At 40.8% G+C, this 16,678-nt stretch carries 16 protein-coding genes and 1 riboswitch; of the genes, 3 read left to right on the top strand and 13 right to left on the bottom strand.

All coding sequences use genetic code 11. The features are described 5' to 3' along the window. Positions 1-26: 26 nt before the first annotated feature. Positions 27-107, bottom strand: a riboswitch (glycine riboswitch). Between the two features lie 298 nt (positions 108-405). Beyond that, the gene (gene fbp / locus MJQ52_RS12090; RefSeq protein ID WP_094247344.1) at positions 406-2,331 is read left to right on the top strand and encodes a fructose-1,6-bisphosphatase; all 1,926 of its coding nucleotides are present in this window, start codon (positions 406-408) and stop codon (positions 2,329-2,331) included. A gap of 52 nt (positions 2,332-2,383) precedes the next feature. Here fbp and MJQ52_RS12085 read toward each other — a convergent pair whose 3' ends face one another. The 6 genes from MJQ52_RS12085 to MJQ52_RS12060 all read right to left on the bottom strand — a co-directional run bounded on the left by MJQ52_RS12085 (position 2,384) and on the right by MJQ52_RS12060 (position 8,725). Further along, positions 2,384-2,848 (bottom strand): (2Fe-2S)-binding protein, encoded by a 465-nt coding sequence (locus MJQ52_RS12085; RefSeq protein WP_044052762.1) that lies wholly within the window; start codon positions 2,846-2,848, stop codon positions 2,384-2,386. Then, complete coding sequence (locus MJQ52_RS12080; protein ID WP_032858719.1) at positions 2,841-3,683, bottom strand: FAD binding domain-containing protein; 843 nt, start codon at positions 3,681-3,683, stop codon at positions 2,841-2,843. The genes MJQ52_RS12085 and MJQ52_RS12080 overlap by 8 nt, the downstream gene beginning before the upstream one ends. After that, positions 3,670-6,000 carry a xanthine dehydrogenase family protein molybdopterin-binding subunit gene (locus MJQ52_RS12075; protein WP_094247343.1) on the bottom strand — a complete coding sequence of 777 codons (2,331 nt, stop codon included), beginning with the start codon at positions 5,998-6,000 and terminating at the stop codon, positions 3,670-3,672. Before MJQ52_RS12075 ends, MJQ52_RS12080 begins: the two co-directional genes overlap by 14 nt. Positions 6,001-6,005: 5 nt before the next feature. Beyond that, a complete protein-coding gene (locus tag MJQ52_RS12070) occupies positions 6,006-6,626 on the bottom strand; it encodes an NTP transferase domain-containing protein (protein ID WP_094247342.1) in 621 nt (206 codons plus the stop codon). Next, positions 6,623-7,639, bottom strand: a complete 1,017-nt coding sequence (locus tag MJQ52_RS12065; RefSeq protein ID WP_094247341.1) for an XdhC family protein — start codon at positions 7,637-7,639, stop codon at positions 6,623-6,625. Before MJQ52_RS12065 ends, MJQ52_RS12070 begins: the two co-directional genes overlap by 4 nt. A gap of 69 nt (positions 7,640-7,708) precedes the next feature. Next, entirely contained in the window at positions 7,709-8,725 is a 1,017-nt protein-coding gene (locus MJQ52_RS12060; RefSeq protein ID WP_094247340.1) for an FUSC family protein, read from the bottom strand. A gap of 315 nt (positions 8,726-9,040) precedes the next feature. Between MJQ52_RS12060 and MJQ52_RS12055 the strand changes: the two genes are divergently transcribed. Both MJQ52_RS12055 and MJQ52_RS12050 read left to right on the top strand, forming a co-directional pair. Beyond that, positions 9,041-9,595, top strand: coding sequence for a Pathogenicity island protein (locus tag MJQ52_RS12055; protein ID WP_094247910.1), 555 nt, complete (start codon positions 9,041-9,043; stop codon positions 9,593-9,595). Between the two features lie 58 nt (positions 9,596-9,653). After that, on the top strand, positions 9,654-9,815 hold the full coding sequence (locus MJQ52_RS12050) for a hypothetical protein (RefSeq protein ID WP_044052758.1): 162 nt from the start codon (positions 9,654-9,656) through the stop codon (positions 9,813-9,815). Positions 9,816-9,984: 169 nt separating this feature from the next. Here MJQ52_RS12050 and MJQ52_RS12045 read toward each other — a convergent pair whose 3' ends face one another. From MJQ52_RS12045 to MJQ52_RS12015, 7 genes are all read right to left on the bottom strand, one after another. Continuing rightward, positions 9,985-10,851, bottom strand: a complete 867-nt coding sequence (locus MJQ52_RS12045) for an SIR2 family protein (RefSeq protein WP_061861697.1) — start codon at positions 10,849-10,851, stop codon at positions 9,985-9,987. Beyond that, entirely contained in the window at positions 10,848-11,840 is a 993-nt protein-coding gene (locus tag MJQ52_RS12040; RefSeq protein WP_434181818.1) for a ParA family protein, read from the bottom strand. The genes MJQ52_RS12045 and MJQ52_RS12040 overlap by 4 nt, the downstream gene beginning before the upstream one ends. A gap of 624 nt (positions 11,841-12,464) precedes the next feature. Next, positions 12,465-14,408 carry a hypothetical protein gene (locus MJQ52_RS12035; RefSeq protein ID WP_088037194.1) on the bottom strand — a complete coding sequence of 648 codons (1,944 nt, stop codon included), beginning with the start codon at positions 14,406-14,408 and terminating at the stop codon, positions 12,465-12,467. A 150-nt stretch (positions 14,409-14,558) separates the two neighbouring features. After that, positions 14,559-15,038, bottom strand: a complete 480-nt coding sequence (gene rlmH / locus MJQ52_RS12030) for a 23S rRNA (pseudouridine(1915)-N(3))-methyltransferase RlmH (protein ID WP_013354196.1) — start codon at positions 15,036-15,038, stop codon at positions 14,559-14,561. Positions 15,039-15,118: 80 nt separating this feature from the next. Beyond that, positions 15,119-15,289, bottom strand: a complete 171-nt coding sequence (locus tag MJQ52_RS12025) for a CxxH/CxxC protein (RefSeq protein ID WP_004393147.1) — start codon at positions 15,287-15,289, stop codon at positions 15,119-15,121. Between the two features lie 153 nt (positions 15,290-15,442). Continuing rightward, on the bottom strand, positions 15,443-15,613 hold the full coding sequence (locus MJQ52_RS12020; RefSeq protein WP_166460961.1) for a hypothetical protein: 171 nt from the start codon (positions 15,611-15,613) through the stop codon (positions 15,443-15,445). Positions 15,614-15,900: 287 nt separating this feature from the next. After that, positions 15,901-16,596: an ABC transporter substrate-binding protein gene (locus MJQ52_RS12015; RefSeq protein WP_094247339.1), complete on the bottom strand. Its 696-nt coding sequence runs from the start codon at positions 16,594-16,596 to the stop codon at positions 15,901-15,903. Positions 16,597-16,678 lie beyond the last annotated feature (82 nt).

Raw genomic sequence — 16,678 nt, 5'->3', positions numbered from 1 at the left:
AATCAACAGCATGACAAATACATATTCGGTACTCTTCTGTCCTTTTGCCTGAGATTGTGAACCCTTCGGCGCCGCGGAAAACCCGCGGTCTCTCCAGAAGCCGCTCCTGCTGTAGTGCGACCCACAGCAATCATAGCCTGCTACGTATTAAGTTTCCGATAGAAATAACTATCAGCTAACTTTTTATTTTAATGGAAGTTGAATTCATTGTCAACAGGGGTATGCGCTCACAGCGTTATCCCGGTCCAATTTTTGATGCCTGAAGCGCCGTATTTTCCGTTTTCATTGTCTCAAAAAGGCGTTATGCGGTACTATCATATAAGGTCTAATCATTTAAACATTATGTCATACTTTAAATTCACTTTATTATACAATTGCTCGTAAATAAAAAGGGGATGGACGAGATTGGAAACCAAATATTTAGATCTGCTCGCACAAAAATACGATTGTGAAGAAAAAGTGGTCACGGAAATCATTAATCTGAAAGCGATACTGAACCTGCCGAAAGGAACCGAGCATTTCGTCAGTGATCTGCACGGGGAGTATCAGGCATTCCAACACGTGCTGCGGAACGGTTCAGGAAGAGTAAAAGAGAAGATCCGCGATATTTTCAGCGGCGTCATTTACGATAGAGAAATTGATGAACTGGCGGCTTTGGTCTATTACCCGGAAGACAAACTGAAGCTGATCAAACATAACTTTGATACGAAAGAGGCATTAAACGAGTGGTATAAAGAAACGATTCATCGGATGATTAAGCTCGTTTCTTATTGTTCTTCCAAGTACACCCGCTCCAAATTGCGCAAAGCACTGCCCGCCCAATTTGCTTATATTTCCGAAGAGCTGCTGTACAAAACAGAACAAGCCGCCAACAAGGAACACTACTACTCCGAAATCATAGAACAGATCATTGCGCTCGGCCAGGCCGATAAGCTGATCACCGGTCTTGCCTACAGCACGCAGCGATTGGTGGTCGACCATCTGCATGTTGTCGGCGATATTTATGACCGCGGACCGCAGCCGGATAAAATCATGGAAGAACTGATCAACTATCATTCAGTGGATATTCAATGGGGGAATCATGATGTTCTCTGGATAGGCGCTTATTCCGGCTCAAAAGTATGCCTGGCAAATATTATCCGCATCTGTGCCCGCTATGACAATCTGGATATTATTGAAGACGTTTACGGCATCAATCTGAGACCGCTATTGAACCTTGCCGAAAAATATTACGATGATAACCCGGCTTTCCGCCCGAAAGCGGACGAAAACAGACCGGAAGATGAGATTAAACAAATCACAAAAATTCATCAGGCGATCGCTATGATCCAATTCAAGCTTGAGAGCCCGATTATTAAGAGACGGCCGAACTTTAATATGGAAGAACGGCTGTTACTGGAAAAGATTGATTATGACCGCAATGAAATCACGTTGAACGGAAAAACGTATCAACTGGAAAACACCTGCTTTGCGACGGTGAATCCCAAACAGCCTGACGAGCTGCTAGAAGAAGAAGCAGAAGTCATGGACAAGCTGCTGTTTTCTGTCCAGCACTCCGAAAAGCTGGGCCGCCATATGAATTTTATGATGAAAAAAGGCAGCCTGTATCTGAAATATAACGGCAACCTGTTGATTCACGGCTGTATTCCCGTCGATGAAAACGGCAGCATGGAAACGATGATGATAGAGGATAAAGCTTATGCGGGCCGTGAGCTGCTCGATGTATTTGAACGGTTCTTACGGGAAGCGTTTGCCCATCCGGAAGAAACCGATGATCTGGCGACAGATATGACGTGGTACTTATGGACAGGCGAATACTCCTCCCTCTTCGGAAAACGGGCCATGACAACCTTTGAGCGGTATTTCATTAAAGAGAAGGAAACGCATAAAGAAAAGAAAAACCCGTATTACTATTTGCGTGAAGACGAGGCAACCTGCCGAAACATCCTGAAGGAATTCGGCCTCAATCCGGATCACGGCCATATCATCAACGGCCATACACCGGTAAAAGAAATCGAAGGCGAAGATCCGATCAAGGCAAACGGAAAAATGATCGTCATCGACGGCGGCTTCTCCAAAGCCTACCAATCCACAACAGGCATCGCCGGCTACACGCTCTTATACAATTCCTACGGCATGCAGCTCGTCGCCCATAAACACTTTAACTCCAAGGCCGAAGTGCTGAGCACCGGAACCGACGTCTTAACGGTGAAACGATTAGTCGACAAAGAGCTTGAGCGGAAGAAAGTGAAAGAAACAAACGTCGGTGAAGAACTGCTGAAAGAAGTGGCGATTTTGGAGAAACTGCGGGAGTATCGTTATATGAAGTGAAGAATATGGAGTTCAGAGATAATTCTCTGAGCTCTTTTTTTACGGTTGCGAACTAAGAAGTCCCTTTCCCTGTATGTAAAACGGATTTAACCGCTTCTTCAATCTCCCTGTAACCCGTACATCTGCAAATATTGGACTCCAGCCAATTTTTTATCGTGTCATCACTTGCATTCGGCTCAGTATTCACTAAAGCATGACAATTCATGAGAAAACCCGGTGTGCAATAACCGCATTGAAACGCGAATTTTTCAATAAAAGCCTTTTGAATCGGCGTATTGATCAGTCCTTCAATTGTCGTAATGTCCTTTCCTTCCCCTTCTGCCGCAAGCATTAAGCAAGATTTCATTGGCACCCCGTCCGTTAATACCGTACAGGCGCCGCAATCCCCATTTAAGCAGCCCGGTTTTGCACCAGTTAATCCGAGACGAAGACGAAGAGCAAATAACAAAGTATCAGCCGGTCTGACCGTCATCTGTCTTTCCTCGCCATTTACTTTCAACGTAATAAGATCAGACATTTGGACCTCCTTCTAATTCCCGTAAGGCATCTAAAATTGTATGTTGCAAGACAAATATTCGGTATTCACTTGAGCCTTCCGCATCATCAAGAACGGGTTTGGGTACATACTGTAAAGACCTGCGCGCTCTATCTTCTAATGAATAGCTTTTATCGTTAAGCACAGCCTCCATTTCAGCAGAACGAAACGGAAATGGACATACGCCGCTGAAAGCCATTCTGATCTCATCATCTTTTTTCAGCGCACAGACTGTCACCAATGGATATCCGACATTCCACTGCTGTCTTCTTTTGATACTGACAAACGGCAGGTCAACATACGCTCGATCGACAACGATATGAAATAGAAAATCTCCTTTTCGCAATTGTATTTCCTTGTTAAATACTTTATTTATAGGATGGTAATGAATCCCCGCTCTCCCTGCAATCCCTAGCAAACTATCAGAAATCAACAACGGCAGCACGGCCTCACGGTAGTAGATGCCCCCGCAAATGTTTCCGCCCAGGCTGACCTTATTTCGAGTCGTCCGATCGGCTATTTCACTTACCGTTTTACTTAATAGCGGAAATGGATTTTCTTCCTCCAGTTTCGTTAATGACACGCCCGCTCCGATCACCAGATAACGTTCATAAAAACGGATGGCGTGAAATTCCGGAAGCGCGTTCATATCTATCACCGCATCCGTATAGACGATATTCAGCCTTCCTAACGTGATAATTTCCGTGCCGCCGGAATAATACATCGGTGTTTTCTTTTCAGCCGCAAGTGAGTGAAATAGATTGATTGTTTCTTGAATGGTCTTCGGTTTAAAATAGTCAAAATCAAACGGTATCATCTTTCCACCCCTCTTGCGTTCTCCATAATTGTTCGGGAATGAGAGGAAGTTGATTCAATTGGACACCTAAAGCGGCGGAAAGGCAATTTCCCAATGCGGCCGGCATCCCCAGCAGTCCGTGTTCCCCGCCGCCGCGCGCTCCATAAGGCGCAATCTCATGCGGGGTTTCAACAAATTCAATGATATATTCAGGCTGCTCTCCATAGTGAAGGGGGCGGTATGTTCTAAGCTGAGGATTTAATACTCTGCCATATGAATCAAAGACAAAGGTTTCTCTTCCTCCGAACGCGATTCCCATACTCATCCCCCCCATCACTTGACCCCTTGCAGCTTTTTCATTCAGTACAGTTCCTATATCCACAACAGAATAGGCTTTTGTAATCCGATACGTATAATCCCGCTTATCCAACTCAACTTCGATTCCCTGAGCACCGACAGCCCATTCGGGTCCCGGCTTTCCTCTTCCCGTTTCCCGGTCTAAATTCGTCATCCGGGTTAATGTGTAATTGCCGCTCGCAATGATTTGGCCGCCAATGGTATTTCCATTCGGAAACGTATATCCGTAAGCAATGTCTTTTATGTCAACATGTACAGAAGGATGATCTATAAAATAAACCTTTCCGTCGGCCACTTCCAATTCCTCGACAGGAACCCGCAACACACATGATGCCGCGTCCTTCAGCTTTCGAATGGCTTCCTCCGCTGCATTCAGTACGGCTTTTCCGGCCATTAACGTCCCTCTGCTCCCGACGGTTTTCCAATGCTCGGGAGTTGTTTGTGTGTCCACAAGCATTTTTACGTGAATTTGACTGATATCCATTTTCATTCGTTCCGCTAAGATTTGGGCTAGCACTGTTTTTGTCCCTGTTCCAATTTCCACGACCCCTGACATCAAATTAATGCTTCCATCAGGATTAAAGGTTAAAAGAACCCCGGATGTTGCATTTGTATCAAATGTTGAGGTTTTCCAAATGCAGCTGATTCCCTTCGCCCGTATCTTCCGGCCGTCGATTTCAATTCGCTGTCCCTCATCCCAATTCATTAATTCCTTCAATCTTTCAATACATTTCGGCACATTTCCGACCGTGCTTGAATTGAGAAGAACTTGAGTCGGTGTGGTGTCACCGGGGCGAATGGCATTTTTATAGCGAAGTTCTAACGGGTCCATGTTCAGCTTTTCCGCCAATACATCCATCGTCCGCTCAAAAGCAAATAACACTTCAGCATGGCTGTAGCCTCTGAATGCACTGGGATATGGATGATTCGTATACATACAATATGAATCACACGATATATGGTCGATAGCGTACGGACCCGTACAATCAACCACCGCAGCCCGGCTGATGTCCACTCCTTTATCAGAGTATGCTCCGCCATCAAATAAAAGCTGAATGTCTGCCGCCTTTAAAATTCCATTCTTTGTGGCCCCTAATTTGACAATGGCATCCAATCCTACATGAACGGGAGATGTGATCATATCCTCTTCTCTCGTATTAAACAATTTGACGGGCCGGCCTCCGACCGCTTTTGATGCCAAATAGGCAATCACCTCTAACTGAACGGCTGCTTTTCCCCCGTACGCCCCGCCTACTAAAGGCGTTTTGACGATAACCTTTCCGGGTTCAATTCCAAAATACCACTGCATTAATTTTTTAATGGCAAAAGGGGCTTGAGAGGATGTGGTAATGATAATCTCCTCATCCGCCCGAATTTCAGCGATTGAGCATCTTGTCTCCATCGCCGCATGATCAGAAGGGTTAAAGGAAATCTGGAATTCTGCTGTCACATCACTTTCCCTAAATCCATCTTCAATATTTCCTTTTCTAACCTTATCCACGTTTGCGATATTTGTCTTCGGAACCGGGAATACACCTTTTGTCTTCTCATAGCGGTCCGCATGTTCATGGACGAGTGGCGCATCCTTTTGAAAGGCCTCACGGGGGGAATTGACGACGGGAAGAGGTTTATAGGATACTTTGATGGCATCCGCGGCCTTTTTAGCTGTAATCGGATTTTCCGCAACAACAACAGCAACCGGCTCACCATGGTATCTGACCCTTTTATAAGCAATCGGCGATCTGTCTTTAATTTCTTCACCTGCAAGCGGAAAAGGTTCATCCCCCAATATCGCTCTCACGCCGGGAATCTTCCAAGCTTCTGAAAAGTCCATCGACACAATATCGGCATGAGCATATGGACTGGTCAGCATTTTTGCGTGCAACGTCCCTGTTTCTTGAAAATCATCCGTATATTTCGCTTTACCCGTCACTTTTTCAAGGGCCTCTTTCCGAATGACACTCTTCCCGATATACTCCAACTCATTCACTCCCCGAATTTATTCAGCAGCAGCCTATAATCTTCAACTGTATCGACGTCATAAAAAAGCAAAGGGTCTTGAAAGCTGATCATTTTTCCCGCCTTGATCATACTTTCACGGATGACATGCCGGGCGCCCTGATCTCCCTTTAATTGATACAAGACCGGAAAACATTGATTGGAGAATAAAATGGGGGGCATAGGAAGATGCTGATTTTCAGCGGCGATAAATGAATAACGGCGCTCTTTTTGATAGGAATCAATTAACGTATTGATGATATCTGCGGTGACAAACGGCTGATCTGCAAGGAGAATGATAACGGCGTCAGCCTCGTACACTGCCGCTTTTTTTACACCGCATTGTATAGAATGGCCTTGGCCCTTACCCGCCTGCTCACATTCTGCTTGGCTCCACTTATTTGACATAGGGGATAAAAAGAAAAATTCCGAAAGCCAATGCAGTGAATCTCCCTTTCCCGTAATAACGAAAATATGATCTAATTCAGATAACAAGGCATGTTTAAGAGCTATACTTCCCAGAGAGACGCCATTGAGAAATAAACTTCGCTTATCCGTTCCCATGCGTCTGCTTGTACCGGCTGCCAGGTAAATGGCTGCTGTTTTCATAAGCGGGACCTTTGTTTTCGCATTTTTTGAATCAGCTCGCCGACAATACTTACAGCAATCTCTTCAGGGCCTTGTGCCCCGATGGGAAGGCCGATAGGGGAATGAATATCTGCCGGAATCTCTGCCCCGCCTAACAGCCGCTCCGTGCGCCTTCTGGGGCCTAAAACGCCTTTATAAAACACATTCTCGTTTTTTATTGTATGTAAAATGATCTGATCTTTTTGAAAGCTGTGCGTCATAATGACAACAAAATCCCTTTTTGTCATGCTCAGTCCTTCCATGACTTCTTCCGGTGCTCCCGTAATCAAACGGCCGGCTTCAGGAAAATGCCCGTGATGACATAAAGCGGGACGCCAGTCAATCACCGTCACATGAAAACCCGTACCAGCTGCCAAAGAAACTAACGGCTTCGCATCTTCCCCTGCTCCGAAGACGTATAAACAAGGTTTTGGCACCATCTGATGGATAAAAAATAAATCAGATGTATGTTCATCCCTTTTGATTCCCTTTTCTATCTGTCTCAGTTTTTGAATACGGCCTTGTTCCATAACATCCCCGGTTCCAAACACGCTGCCGTCTTCAGCGATATACAGATCTTCCTTCGGCTCTAACGTTTCAGTGAATCGTTTCACTCGGGTCACAGACTTTTTTTCATCTAAGCATGTCTTGACTGTCATCAGATTTCGTTCCAATTCCCCTTTTACAGGCTCAAGTAAAACCGTCAAAACACCATTACAGCCAACACCCTGTCCCCAAGATAAATCGTCTTCCGCGCTCATATCAAAGCGGACAATCAACGGCTCTCCTGCAGTCCAGACCTGTTCCGACCGTTCAACGAGATCTTCTTCCAGACAACCGGCGGATAACATTCCGACTCTTGTTTTATCCCCTAAAATCAGCATGGAGGCCCCTTCTTTCTTATAAGCGGACCCCTCTGTTTTAATGATGGTAGCCAGTACCTTAGCTTTCTTAGAATTGGCGATGACATCCAAAATCCGGTGTATATCATCCATCTCATGTCCCCCGCTTTTACCTGATCATATCTGCATCTGTATATCCGTATTCTTTATTTCCAGAAAACATTACAAACGCTTCAGCAATTTCTTCGTTTCTAAAAAAAAAGAGTCTTTATAGACCTTATGACCGGGCGGCGGGTGCGACAGCAAGTCGGAGCGGAGAGATTCCAATAACACGTTCTGTTCCTTCTGTTTCCGATTGTCTGTTTCACCCTGCTGTATGCCTTTAAAACCCGCAAAATATTCACTTAACACTTGTAAATTATTCCCCAGCTCCCTTTTGTCACTTGAAGATAAAGCTCCTTCTTTTTCCCATTCTTTTAACGTTTTCACTATATTTGACAGATACTCAAATCCGGCGTTCAACTTTTGCATCTCTATTTGATAGCTTGAAATGATGTTTTTATGTTTTTTTCTGACGGGGTTGAATTTTAAGCTGTCAGAGGCTGTTTGCAGCATCTCTTTTGTCATATGCAGCTCCTGCAGAAGATGGTTCATTTTATATTCCATAAGGTTCCCTTTTCCTTGCCCCCACTCTGATTGCACCCATTTGGAAAGGTCTGAAAGTGTGCCGGAAAGCTGACGGGCCAATGTTTGAAAAGAGTCCGCTGCCTTTTTTGTGTAATCCGGCGGAAACAGGAACATGTGAACCAGAATCGCGATGATGACGCCGATCACCGTATCGATGATTCGGTCGAATGCATAATCTTTAGAGTTTCGTTCAAACGTAAAGACCAATAAAATGGTGAGCGCTACCTGATGCAGAACCGTTACATCTATTCGCAACCACTTCGCTATGTAAGTCCCGCCTAACAGGAACAGCCCCAGCATCCAGCCATTCATTGGCAAGTGACTGACAAGAAAGGACGTTAGCATGATTCCAATCGCAGTTCCCGCAATACGATGAAAAGAAAAGCGAATTGACTGATCTATCGTTGGCTGCAAACATAAGATAACAGACAGAGGCGCTAAATAGGGGTGATCAGAGCCCGCTAGTTTTGCCGCTTCCCACGAAACAGCAGAGGCAATCGCCATCTTCCAAACCAAAGATGTTTTGTTTTGAATTTTTTCACTTTTCATCATATCCCCCTCCTTTCAGAAACCTTTTCCACTAGGTTTCCGTGACGCAAAGGGATTTATACTGTCGTAGGGAAAATGCGGAAGAAGCTGTTGTTCGCAATAAAGGTGCTTCTCTGAGCTCTTCTTTACGGTTTCTATCCTCCTTGATAACTTCGCATCAGATATGAACCCTGCTCTCCTATGACTTTCGAAGGGAAACATACAAACCTTGTTGGTTAATGTGATGAAATTGGGTGAATTTTTTATCATTTTATATGGTAAGGGTTTAACAAGCAGAATGCCTTTGTTAGTATGGCAACCAAAGGAGGAGGATCAATGATGCAAAGCAGAATGAAGCTAACCGCAGTGAAACTGGCAGCCTTGGTATTCCTAGCAGGTGCCTTTGCCCTCCCGGTTTTACCTCATGCTGCGGCTGCTGCAGAATCCCAAGCTACATACAAAGTTGAAAACCTCAACGACAGTGAGCTGAAGATGACGTTCAATCATGCAGATGTTCATATTGACGCTAAAGGCAATGCAACCCTAAAAGACAACATAACGGGCGAGGAGCAGGCTCTTCCGAAAAGCTCTACTGACAAAAATGGTGACCCCGTTACACTGAAATATGAAAAAGTCAAAAATGGCGTTTTAGTCAAAGTCGTAAACAAAGACGCTGGAAAAACGAGCGGGTCAATCAGCACCCAATCAGTCGGGAAATGTATTTTAGGTACTGGCGGTGGTGCGGTAACTGGAGGCGGCACACTGGGTCTTGCAGGAGCTGCTGTAGGAACAGTCACAATACCCGGTATCGGAACAGTAGGAGCGGGTGCCGTCGGAGCCATTACCGGCGCTGTTGGCGGTGCAATGACAGGAGCTGCCGCATCTTGCTTTTAACCATGAAGAAAAAGGGGCCCGCGCCCCTTTCTTTTACTAACTATGGAAGGTGGTCGACATGTACAAAATCATCATTCCTTCAATACTAGCCATCTTCATTCTCTGGATACTCTTACAGATTTCACTGGAGATAAGCATCGTTAAGAACCCATTGAATTATTTTATTGTAATCATTGTCTTCTTTCTCTTTATTAAGATGGTGAAAGAGAAGCAACAGTAGGTTGCTTTCAATAGCTGTGGGAAACCAGATTTGTAGTGGAATCTGGTTTTTGTTTCACCTCATTGACTGCTAACTAGCAATAGTTTTGCATAAAATTCAATCTATCGAACTATTCCACAAAATGCCAGGTGTAATACTAGAGTTAATTTCTCAATATACAGAATGTTACTCACCAAATTCTTGCACTAGCAACTTTATCTCGCTCCTCTTCAACCAAAACAACTAATGATTCTAATGATCGACAGAGTTCTATATGATTGTTCGTTGAATCATAACTTATAATTTCCAAGTTAGCATTCTCTCTTGTAGACCGAACTAAATCTTCAGTCACATTATCTGAGGCCGTTACCATATAATGTGGGCGGCTATTTGGATATACATGAGCATAATTTTCTAAAATTAATCTAATATCAGGGTCATTTAGACCGCACCCTAAAAATATAAATGTGTGGGTTAAGGCTAAGGCATCTAACAACTTGTAAAAAGTGGAATTATTATACCTAGCTTCTGTATACTGCTTTCTGGTAAAAATCATTTGATTAGGGAAATCTATAGTGCCATGAATTTTTATGATTATCCGATCCTCGGATCTAAGCTTATCTGCTAAATCGTCATCATAATAGTTTTTCACACTAATAGTTCCATTTGATTCTTGGTTGGCAAATGTATCATATATTTTATCAACATTTGGAGTGGCTACTATTCTTGAATCTAATTTAAAAATCGCTTCATGAATTCTATGTTTTTCAAATCCAGGTCTCATGAAAGAATCTTTAGCTATTTCATTAAAACCATGGGAACTTAATTTGTAATAAATTATTTCACAAGCAGTTAAATAATCTTTTTCAGCTATAAAAGTATTAATATGTTCAGTATTTTCAGAGATATTATCTGAAGCTATTCTCAAAAATTCTTCCCAAGTAGGTGGCCTTTTACCTTGTGCATTTATGGAATTTCTAGATATTCCTGAACCTAAAAATAAAACAGACTTTCTTCTCGCTATATCTTTCACGAGAGGAAGTGGCCAGCTAATCATCCAATTACCTCCAAACTCTCAATCAGTTTCCGAGAAATACCTTCCATAATATATTTAAATTCTTTTACTTTAGTAAAATGAGCACCTACTACTCCATCTTTTGCTTCTAATCTGTATACTGGTTTATGGGCAACTTGTGACATTGGTATTACACTATGGAAGTTAGGAATACTTCCCAAATCATAATCATTCTCTCCAACCTCTTTGTTCAAGACTTCAATTAATTCCCTTTTCATCGTAGCTGGAATTGGTTCAAGTATACGTTCAAATGCTTTGACTGGTCTCTTTACTCCATCCTTTGTTTTTGCAGTATATTGTTGAGTAACATACCCAGCAAACTTCAGGTTACTCTCTGTTTTTAATCCATCTAAAGCTTCTGGATCTTCATTGTTTATAACTCCATAATTAAACCTTGTTTTCCAAGCTTCTAAAGTTTGGCCAATGTTCTCAATCGCCAATAAACTAAAGATATCGGAAGACATAGGTGTTATAAAATAATCTGATGCTAATAATATAGATCTATTTAATGAGCCTAAAGATGGCCCCATATCAAAAAAAACATAGTCAAATTCTTTACATCTACTTAACAATTCACTGAAAACAAGCGTTGTCCTCAAACCCCTGGGTAAACCTGCAACAGCATCTCTCCAATCATTGGATAGTAAATCCTCCATCAATGCCAACCGTGGATCGCCAGCTAAGAAACTAATATCAAAATTATTTACTTTTATTAGATTTAACTCTTGTGAATAGCCCTGTCCTCTATGTAAGGGCTTTAACATGTCGTATATTGTGAATCCATCTTTTTTATAATAAACTTCTTCAAATTGCTTATCAGATAGTAAATTCACCGTAGAATTACACTGAGGATCCGCATCTATTAGCAGTACCTTTTTATCATACTCAGCAGCTATAAAACTTGCTAAATTGCATACTAATGTAGTTTTACCTACTCCGCCCTTGTTGTTAAACATTGCAATAGATTTCATAAATACCCTCCTGTGACAAATTTTTCTGAAATGGACCTGGTTATATATTATCATGAGTTTCATGTTTTTTCTGAAAAAATCAGTTTAAGAAAATAAAATACTTATGATAAGGCTCCATTGACTAATCTAAGTATGGTTTTTATTAATTGATTTTTGTTTAAATAGGGTACTCAAGACTTTCGAAACCGTTACGGAACTGCAGTAAATGAACACTGCACGTTCTAAGAAAATTTCGTGGCTACAAGTTGGATTATCATAAAATAATTCCCGATTACTCAAACGAATCATGGCCTTGTTTCTCTGCATGGGTAAATCTTGAAAGCTTTTTCGGATAGGTGGAGTGAACGGTGGACGAACTCACACCACAATGGGGTCAGGAAACTTCATGAAGGTTTGACGATACATGAATCACCACAGCATGGACTGTTAATTCATGAGAATCGTATTCCAAATGCGGTCGAGAAGCCGTATCAATTCATTCATGGTCTCTACTTCTTCTTTTTCTTGTTGAGCCCTGAACATGCCTAGAAAGAATTATCAACTAATTTTGAAAAGAACCTAATTTAACTTGATGCTTACAATTTTTACTCCTGCCACAGGGGCCTGGTTCGTTTCTTCTTAATATTAATCACCCACAACCTTCGCTGTGCAAAGATCATCATTTATCTTTATCATAATCGTTATTAATAATCTGAGAGCATGCAAATAATTTACATAATGCTCATTTTCATTCTCATAGCTAGAAGATGTACCATGTAAATACTTGTTCCTTAAGTCATATCCATTGATAAAATTTTTCTTATTCAAGTAGTAATCTATATAATTGGATTCTTGCCTTGTTAATAATGTATTTTCGGAAACTAAAACTCTTTCATTTAATAACTTATCAACTTCTTGCTTTAGAGCATTAGTTAACTTACTAGTCACAACTACACCGTTTATATGGATATAATAATGTATAAGTGTTCGATTCCTATTGACCAACATTATTTCATTATCGTCGTTTACAGTCACATAATCATGTTCAATAAGCCAATCTAAAGACGATTTTTGATAATCCTCTATGTCATGTAAATACAGCTTATCAGTAGTCAACCTTTCAATAAGCGTATTGTATTGAATATCACCATAATTCGGGAAATAAGTAAGGTTACTTTGGTCAGAGAACATAATATTTCTCAATATTATAGCCTCATCATTATTTGGCGCTATATACACGTATCTGTCTTTTGTCATGCTTGGGCATTCAGAAAATGGCAAAGGCTTGCTTTCCATTTGTACAAGTTCTTCATCAATGTAACCATCCTCTAAATAAAACCTATACTTCTTGATTATGCTTTCAATAGTTGGAAATATAGATTTGCACTTTTCAAAATTCGGATTATCTATAGGTGGTAGCTTAATGGTGAAGTCCTCAATATAGAATTCCTCTTTTAGATAAACATTGAAGAACCATTCAATTATTGCTTCTAAATCTTTGTTTTTACTCTTTAGAAATGAATAATATACATGCATTTGTGCTAAGGATAACGATTCTCTTATTGAGAAAGCTGTACAGGTCTTGTATTCTTTTTCATGAGCAAAACCAAATCTTTCAAAAACACTTGCATATATTTCATTATATGGGAATTTAGAAACCATATCATTATTTACGAACTCGAATATGTATATAAAGTTGTTCAATAATGTAGGATTATCAAGGTTTGATTCTAACCATTCTTTATCAACTTCTGTTCCTACTTTGCTTAAAGTGAAATGTTGCTTTACTGTACCCTCTACATTTTCTTTGAACTCAACTATTATTTCCGTTCCCCGCCCACTACCATCTTTAAAGAGTTCTCTCTCAAGTCTTTCGCTTACTCTTTTTGCTTTCAGTTTAACTCTAGTATCTAAAGCAAACTCTTTTGTATTCTGTACATTACTAAGAAGCCTGGTATAATTTAAATTAGGCTTGTCTAAATCAATATAGGTGCTAATAATCTTTTCTTTATCTTCTGTAGTTAATGATTGTGGCAAATAAGATTCCTCTCGTTCGCTCCTATGCTTTAATAAATATTTATCCAAAAGTAAATTTGTACTTCCTTCTGGATTGATAAGCATGTATTCTCTTAATTCCACGTCATATTTCATCACAAGTTTATATTGCTTAAATATTTGCCATGCAAATACATCAAGTTTATCAAGAAACACCTTAAATCTGCTTTCTGTAATATCACCCAACTTCCTTTTTTCTATTATTTCCCAAAAGCATTCCTTATATTCGAAATCTACTTCTTCATATTCGGCTAATATGTCTGAATGATGATTGATATATTTACCCACTAACGATTTAGCTATACCGTCTTTTTCTTTAAGCCATTCCTCTTTATCTTCACCAAGATATAATAGAAATGTATCGTCCTTCACATACTTGATTATATTATATAATTCTATAGCTTCATTGATATTCTCTATTGTATGACCTATCGTCAACTCCTCATAAACTTCTTTAGCCTTATCTAGCATATATCCTTTTGCCAAATCTGGCCCTTTGTAGTACTCTACACCTCTATATCCTTCCTTTACCACATTCCCCTCTCCTTTCTTTAATATTAATATTCTTTGGCAAACTCCTACGTTGCCTTCTCTTTTGATTTTCAAAGTCGAATTGGAAGGATTCTTTTTACGTCATTACTCTGTTACTATTAGCAAATAAATTCTTTACTCTAAAAACCTCACTCACTTATGATAAGGCTCCCCACGATTAATCCGAAAAGCCCGATAAATTTGTTCCACTAAAATCAGCCGCATGAGCTGATGAGGAAATGTCATCTTCGAGAATGACAGTTTGTCGTCTGCGCGCTTCATGACGGCGTCGCTTAGGCCGAGTGAGCCGCCGATGACGAAGGTGATTTTGCTTTTTCCATATGTCGCCAGCTTATCTATTGTATCGGCCAGTTCTTCGGATGTTTTCATTTTTCCTTCGATGGCGAGGGCGATGACGTGGGTGTCCGGGCTGATTTTGGCCAGGATGCGTTCGCCTTCTTTGTCTTTGACGATTTTCATGTCTTGGTCGCTCAGGTTTTCCGGAGCTTTTTCGTCCGGGAGTTCGATGATGTCGATTTTTGCGTAGGCTGAGAGTCGTTTTTTGTATTCTTCAATGCCTTGCTTAAGGTATTTTTCTTTTAGTTTTCCGATGGTCACAATATTGATATTCACAGGTCATCCCCACTTTAGAAACAAGTTATTCATATATATTGTCCACAATTGTGGATATCTTTTCTGTATTTTGTGTAGGATCATTCGTTCCCTACTAGATATGTTGCAGTGTCCCCACATAATTCACAGGCTGTGGATAAACTGTTAGTATGTTCGATTTTTCTGATTTCGGGCGGAAGCTCATGATCATCTATGTACATGTCCAGCACGGTTTCGATATGTTCTTCACAAGAATAATAAGCGGTTTTCATTGTTACATCCTCCGGTTTTCTTTTGCGCGCGGCAATTGTTCTCTTTTCAATATAACCTATTTATACACATGTTAGTAGTGCTTCGGGCTGAGTTTTATCCACAATTCGGCAAATCACGCGCAAAAAGAGCCGGTGTTTTCAGCATCCGGCTCTTTACGTGTTTTCTCTTTTTTCTAAGCGAAGGACGAACAGAATTCCTAATAGACACGCCAGCAGCGTACAGCATACATTAATCCAGTCCGGCTTTCCGCCGTTTAGAAAAGAGTTGGTTATCACGGAAACCAGGAGAATGGTTACGGTCACCGCGGCAAGCTTTTTCTTCATCGGCTCCCTCCTAAATTCCTCTATCTCTATGTTCGGTCGGCTTTTTTCTTGTTATATAGCCTTATCAAGAGGGTCACAACGATATATACAATCATAATCAATGCCCCGTTGCTCACATCAGGGTATCCAATCAACATATTCATTATGACAAAAACAATGGTTATACAAATGACGGACAACAATAAGAAGATACTGAATGATTTCAAATGAACACCTTCTTTCTTGCAGTAACGTTTCATTATAAAAAGCTTACCAAAAGCGGCAAGCTCTTTTCAAATCTGCATATTTCAACCAAAGAATTGTTCACAAATTTCTTTAGCACCTGCTTCGCCAACTCCATTTTCAATTGCTAAACATAAGGGCGAGCACACTACTGCGCCGACAGCACCTCCGACAGCCATACAAGCACCTGCGCAAGCAATACTGGATCCCAGCCCCAGCATTTTTGTGACTAAATCGTTACAGGACTCCAATTTTGATTTTGCCGGAGATGCTTTTTTGACAGAGTTCAATAAAGCATTATTCCCCTTGCCTTTTAATCCATCTTGATTAAAATCTTCATTAATAATTTCTTTATCTCCAACTCTTAATTTGAAGTTTCCTTCTTTTTTTTCTTTGTCCCATTTTCCTTTACCCTCTACGGATAAAACGATTTGCTCAGTGTTTAAATTAATATACCTCTGCGCAAATGAATGATTTTGCTGATCTTCATAATGAACCAATGCAATCTTATGATCTTTATTATTTAAAACAGTCACAAAGACTTCTGTTTTATCCATATCCAAATCATCTCTGTCTTTGACGATATTCAAAGCTTTTTGTCTGTCTTTTTTACTTCCTTCAGACTTAATCGTTTTATCACAGACAGGGCATGTGATTTCATCTTTTATTGTCTTTGTACTAATAGCTTCTGTCACACCTGAAAAACTGAACATAAAAACAAAAATAACTACTCCCACAAACCATTTGAAACGTTTTTTCACTATATATCCTCCTTTTATTCAGTCTACTACTCTATATCCTCAAACGAGTACAAGTAAACCAATAAAAGGTTTTTTTGTTTAT

Origin of the sequence: Bacillus sp. jun7 (genome assembly GCF_051034795.1) — a bacterium.
Classification (GTDB): Bacteria; Bacillota; Bacilli; order Bacillales; family Bacillaceae; genus Bacillus; species Bacillus velezensis.
The sequence above is the reverse complement of the archived record's forward strand: the minus strand, read 5'-3'. Positions and strand labels throughout refer to the sequence as shown.